The sequence below is a fragment of the Mycobacterium sp. genome (genome assembly GCF_019243155.1).
In the GTDB taxonomy this organism is placed as follows: domain Bacteria; phylum Actinomycetota; class Actinomycetes; order Mycobacteriales; family Mycobacteriaceae; genus Mycobacterium.
Map to the genome: position 1 here is coordinate 1 of NZ_JAFAUS010000101.1, position 5,058 is coordinate 5,058.

Genomic DNA, 5,058 nt, shown 5'->3' on the forward strand with positions numbered 1-5,058 from the left:
TCGAACAAGCCCGGGTCATGCCAGGTGTTGGGGGCGTCATAGCCGACCCACATCACCACCGCGGTCTGCTTGTTCCAATCGGCGCGAGCCGACTCTTGGTACAGGCGAACACCATCCGGGTTGGACAAGGTTCCCTCGCGCACGCCGCTTCCGAGTCCTTTGACCAACACCGCCGTGTTGTCGGCCATGTCGGGATTGCCCATCGCGATGGCCGCAGCCCCCTCACCGCCGAAGGCATCCGGCTGATACTTCAACAAATACACGGGCGGATGACGACCGAAGGCGTCCTCGGCCTTGGACGATGTGTTCAGCCCGTTTCTCGCCTGGACGGCGTTGTTGTAGCGCATGACGGCATTCGCCGACAGCCCGTACTTGCCCGGGTCACTCAATATGTCGTTGACCGAAACCCCGTTCTTGGCAAGGTCTTCCACACGGTGAAGGTCGTCGTTCATCACGGCCTCGTTGACCTCGCTGCGGGCATCGACGGGCACCCCGTTGAGGTTGCCGAGGTCTTTGGGGTGCTCAGCGAGGAGGTGTTGCCGCTCATCGGGTGTCAGCGACGTCCACCACTTGTGCACGTCCTCCGGGCTGGTGTCGGGCGGCGGGATCTTCGTGTCCGCGTCCACTTGGCGCAGGATGTCCGGGTCGTAGCCATCGGTGCGCAAATTGCCCAGCGAGTTCTGCAGCGTTGTCGAGTAGCCGCTACGGATCGACTGCAACTGGTGAAGAGCATCACGGACGTCATCGGCGGCGTCGGCTTTTGCGTCGTCGATCAACTTCAGCAGTGTCTGGCGGCTCTTCGCGTCGAGGTTGGGGTCCTGCAGATCCTTCTCCGCCGCGCCGATCAGCTTGTCGAGCATCTGCAACTGACGCTCCAACGCCGCGATTTCCTGGGCTCCAGCCTTTTGCGCTTCGGCCAAGGCGGCCGCGATGTTCTCCAGGTCGGCACCGATCTTGGGCAGCTGTTCAGACTGCGCCCCAAGGGATTTCGTCAAGCGCTGCACTTCGGCGGAATCGTTGATCGGGTGGTCGCCGTTCTGGTGGTTCCAGGCCGCGTCGAAGCGCTTGCGGGCTTGCTCGAATGCGTGGTCCGCCTCCGCGGTGTGGCGGCCCGCGCCGTTGAAGGCCTCCGCGAGACTCTCTATCTGCGAGGCGCTGCCGGCTTGCAAGCTCTGGTTGGTCGCCCACGGATCGCCGCCGGCCTTCGCGATCAGGTCGGCGACGTCCAACCAGATCAGCTGCATCACACCGCCCCGAGAACTCGCTCCTACTTCCCCAAACCAGCTATGACGCTACTACCGCCTATTTCCCCTGCACGCCACTTCGGTCAGGTGCGCTCATGTCCCCCGTCCCGGGCGTGCCGGCGGCGATCCCGTAGCGGAGGTACACGATGCCCTTCGGACCCGCTACCGGCGGTTCGAGGAGAGTGACGTTCGTGGGCACCGCGCCACCGTCGAACACCTTCTTCCCGACGCCCAGCACGATCGGGTGCAGCCACAGGTCGAGGCGGTCAAAGAGCCTCTCGCGCAGCAGGGTCTGCACCAGGTTCAGGCTCCCGACGACCTTCACATGCTCGTGTCGATCGCGGATCTCGCGCACCGCACTCGCCAGGTCCGGGCCGAGCTGGGTGGAACCCGCCCACGAGAGGTCAGGTCGGCCACGGGAAGCCACGTATTTCGGGACGCTGTTGAAGAGCGTGGCGATCTCGCTGTCCTCGCCACCCTCCTGGTTCGGCCAGTAGCCCGCGAAGATGTCATACGTCCGTCGCCCGAGCAGTAGGGCGTCCGTGCCCTCATAGGCGGCGCCGACCTGGGCCCCGGTGAGCTCGTCCACCAGCGGCGCCTGCCAGCCGCCGAACGGGAACCCCACCGGATCCTCGTCAGGGCCCCCGGGGGCTTGCCCGACCAGGTCCAGGGTTGCGAACAGCTCGATGTGAATCATGCCCATGCAAGGTAGACCTGTAGGCGTCAGCGGACTCATCGCTCGAACTTCATACGGCCTACATAACTTCATCACCATCCTGATACAGCTTCCCGGGCGACGATCAGGCGATGGATATCGTCCTCGGAGTTTCGATGGCGCCGGCCTCGGTCCAAATGGTGCTGCTGCAAGGCGAAAACGCCGACGGCGCCACGGTGGACGAGAGCGAGTTCACTACCGCCGACGACGCCCCCACGGTCAGCGCGTCCGATCGAGTGATCGCCGCCATCATGGGCACCCGCGAAGATGCGGCCAGCGCCGGTCTTGAACTGGGCTCGATCGGGGTGGCGTGCACCGACCAGCTCGAAGCGGCGGCCATCCGCGACGCGCTGGCCGCCCGCAAGATTGAGAACGTCATGCTGGTCTCGACGTTTCTGGCCGCGACCGCGTTGACCCAATTCGTCGGCGGGGCAATGGGTTACGAGCGCACCGCCCTGCTTTTCCTGGAGCCCGACACCGCGACATTGGCCGTCGTCGACACCGCCGACGGTTCCGTCGATGACGTGCACAGCGAGTCGGGGGACATCGTCACCGCCGCGCTGATGGCGATGGTCGCCGGACTCGACGAGCTGCCGACGCGGCCGGGCGGCCTGTTCGTACTCGGCTCGGGCGTTGACATCGCTCCCATCAAGGCGCGTTTGGAAGAGGCGACGTCACTCACCGTGAGTGTTCCGGAAGAGCCTGAGACGGCACTTGCCCGGGGAGCGGCGCTGGCCTCGGCGCATACGCTCGCATCGCCCACTGGTGTGCTGGCCTATGCACAAGACCCCGGCACAGGTGTGGTCGACGTGTCTGCCCTGCCCGAATATCTGAGCGTCGGTCACGACGAACTGGGCGACGATCTCGCCTACAGCGCAGTGGCCGACGACGAAGCCGATGCCCAAACCGTCGTCATAGACGCTCGCGCGCCCAGGCGCAGGCCGCGCCTCCTGGTGGGAACTGCATTGGTAGCAGCCAGTTTTGGCGTGGCTGTGGCACTGGAGATCGCCCTGTCACTCGGCATCCGCACGACGGTCGGTTCGCTGCCCGCCCCGATCCAAAGCATTCTCGCCCCGGTCGAGCAGGTGCTCGCGCCCGCACCCGGACAAGTGGCCGCGACGAAGCTGGCGGCACCGAAGCCGTTGAGCCCGCCACCCAGCGCGCCGCCGCCGGCGGCCCCAGTCCCCGCCGCGTCGCCCGTCCCGCTCCCCGCTGCCCCTCCTCCCCCGCCTCCGGCTGCGCCCGTTCCGGTGGTCGTCCCGCCGATAGCGCCAGTTCCCCTGCCGCCGGTTCACCTGCCCAACCCGCCGGTGAGTCCGCCCGTGGTGGAGCCCCCGACGCACCCGTCGCCGCCGGCCGAGCCGCCGCCCATCCACGTCACCCCACCAAAAGCGCCGCCGCCACCCCACCGGCCTCCTCCGCAAGGGCCCCCGCCCAACTCCGGTGGTGGTGGCCCGGTTGCCGGCCCGGGCCACGGCAATCCCAGCGGTGGCGGGCCGCACGGCGGTGGACCCGCTGACGGCCCCAGTCCTGGGCACGGCACTCCCGGCGGCGGGCCTCCCGAGGGCGGTGCCCCGCCCAGCGGTGGCGGGTCGACCGGCGGCAGTGAATCCCACGGCGGCGGCGGTCCGGTCAGCGGTGGCGGCGCCGATGCCGGCGGCAGTCACGGCGGCGGCGAAGTCGGCGGCGGCAGCTCCGGCGGCAGCAGCAGCTCCGGCGGCGGCAGCAGCTCCAGCGGGGGCGGCGGCGAAAGCAGTGGCGGCGGCCACCATTAGCCGCTTGCGAGATACTTGACGAGAACCCAAGTCGCACAGTAGTATTCGGCCATCGCCGGTTGGCGAGGCCGCTATGGGCTCGCCACATGGCCATAGGCACGGCAGACTTGTCGCATGCAGGCATGTGAACCCACCGCCGTCGCACCGAGGGGGATGTGCTCGTGACCGCCGCCGAGCCGCGCCCCGTCCTGAACGGCCTTTCGGACATCCGGGCGTTCTTTCACACCAACAAGGTCCCGCTGTACTTCATCTCTCCGACGCCGTTCAACCTGCTCGGCGTTGACCGCTGGATACAAAACTTCTTCTATCTGACCTACTTCGACTCTTTCGAGGGCACGCACTCGCGCGTGTTCGTGCCCCGGCGACGCGACCGCCGCGATTTCGACTCCATGGACGAGGTATGCAGCCACCTGCTGTCCGATCCCGAGACGCTCGAGTTCATCGCGGGCAAAGGCCCCGGTGGCAAAGCCTGCTTTGTGATGATGAACGAGGAAATTCAGGCCCTCGCGCGATCGGCGGGTCTCGAGGTCATGCACCCGCCGATCGAGCTGCGCCAGCGCCTGGGCTCCAAGATCGTCATGACGCAGCTGGCCAACGAGGCGGGCATACCGAGCGTGCCGCACACGATCGGGCGGGCCGGCTCCTACGACGAACTGCTGACGCTCGCGCAAAACGCCGGGCTGGGAGACGACCTCGTCATCTCGATCGCTTATGGCAACGCAGGCAGCGGAACATTCTTTGTAAAAGGTCCGCGCGACTGGGACGAGCATGCCGGTGACATGGCGGGGCAGGACCTCAAAGTCATGAAGCGCATCCGCAATGTCGAGGTGTGCCTCGAGGGTGCCGTGACCCGCCACGGCACCGTGATCGGTCCCGCGATGACGAGTCTCGTCGGCTATTCGGAGCTGACCCCGCACCGGGGCAGCTGGTGTGGCAATGACATCTGGCGCGAGGTGCTGCCGCCCGCACAGACGCACGCCGCGCGAGAAATGGTGGGAAAGCTGGGCGACGTCATGCGGCGCGAGGGCTACCGCGGCTACTTCGAGGTCGACCTCCTGCATGACCTCGACACCGACGAGCTCTACCTCGGCGAGGTCAACCCGCGCCTGTCCGGCGCCAGCCCGATGACGAACCTGACCACCGAGGCCTACGCCGACATGCCGCTGTTCCTCTTTCACCTGCTCGAGTACATGGACGTGGAGTACGAGCTCGACATCGGGGAGATCAACACTCGCTGGGAGCGGGGCTATGGCGAAGACGAGGTCTGGAGCCAAGTGATCATCAACGAGACCTCGACGGATATCGAGCTTTTCACCGCGACCCA

At 66.8% G+C, this 5,058-nt stretch carries 4 protein-coding genes; 2 read left to right on the forward strand and 2 right to left on the reverse strand.

Translation table 11 applies throughout. The features are described from left to right. Positions 1–1,244 (reverse strand): alpha/beta hydrolase (locus JOZ00_RS05255; protein ID WP_293340689.1); only part of this gene is annotated, 1,244 nt, incomplete at its 3' end. A 58-nt stretch (positions 1,245–1,302) separates the two neighbouring features. Further along, entirely contained in the window at positions 1,303–1,947 is a 645-nt protein-coding gene (locus JOZ00_RS05260; protein WP_293340692.1) for a dihydrofolate reductase family protein, read from the reverse strand. Between the two features lie 104 nt (positions 1,948–2,051). Between JOZ00_RS05260 and JOZ00_RS05265 the strand changes: the two genes are divergently transcribed. Together JOZ00_RS05265 and JOZ00_RS05270 are read left to right on the forward strand one after the other, a co-directional pair. Then, positions 2,052–3,734: a hypothetical protein gene (locus JOZ00_RS05265; RefSeq protein ID WP_293340695.1), complete on the forward strand. Its 1,683-nt coding sequence runs from the start codon at positions 2,052–2,054 to the stop codon at positions 3,732–3,734. Between the two features lie 155 nt (positions 3,735–3,889). Then, on the forward strand, positions 3,890–5,058 hold a 1,169-nt coding region (locus tag JOZ00_RS05270; protein ID WP_293340698.1), incomplete at its 3' end, for a hypothetical protein.

Excerpts from the sequence above, each read along its gene's own strand:
- JOZ00_RS05260 (WP_293340692.1), bottom strand. The coding sequence starts at position 1,947 with ATGGGCATGATTCACATCGAGCTGTTCGCAACCCTGGACCTGGTCGGG.
- JOZ00_RS05265 (WP_293340695.1), top strand. The coding sequence starts at position 2,052 with ATGGATATCGTCCTCGGAGTTTCGATGGCGCCGGCCTCGGTCCAAATG.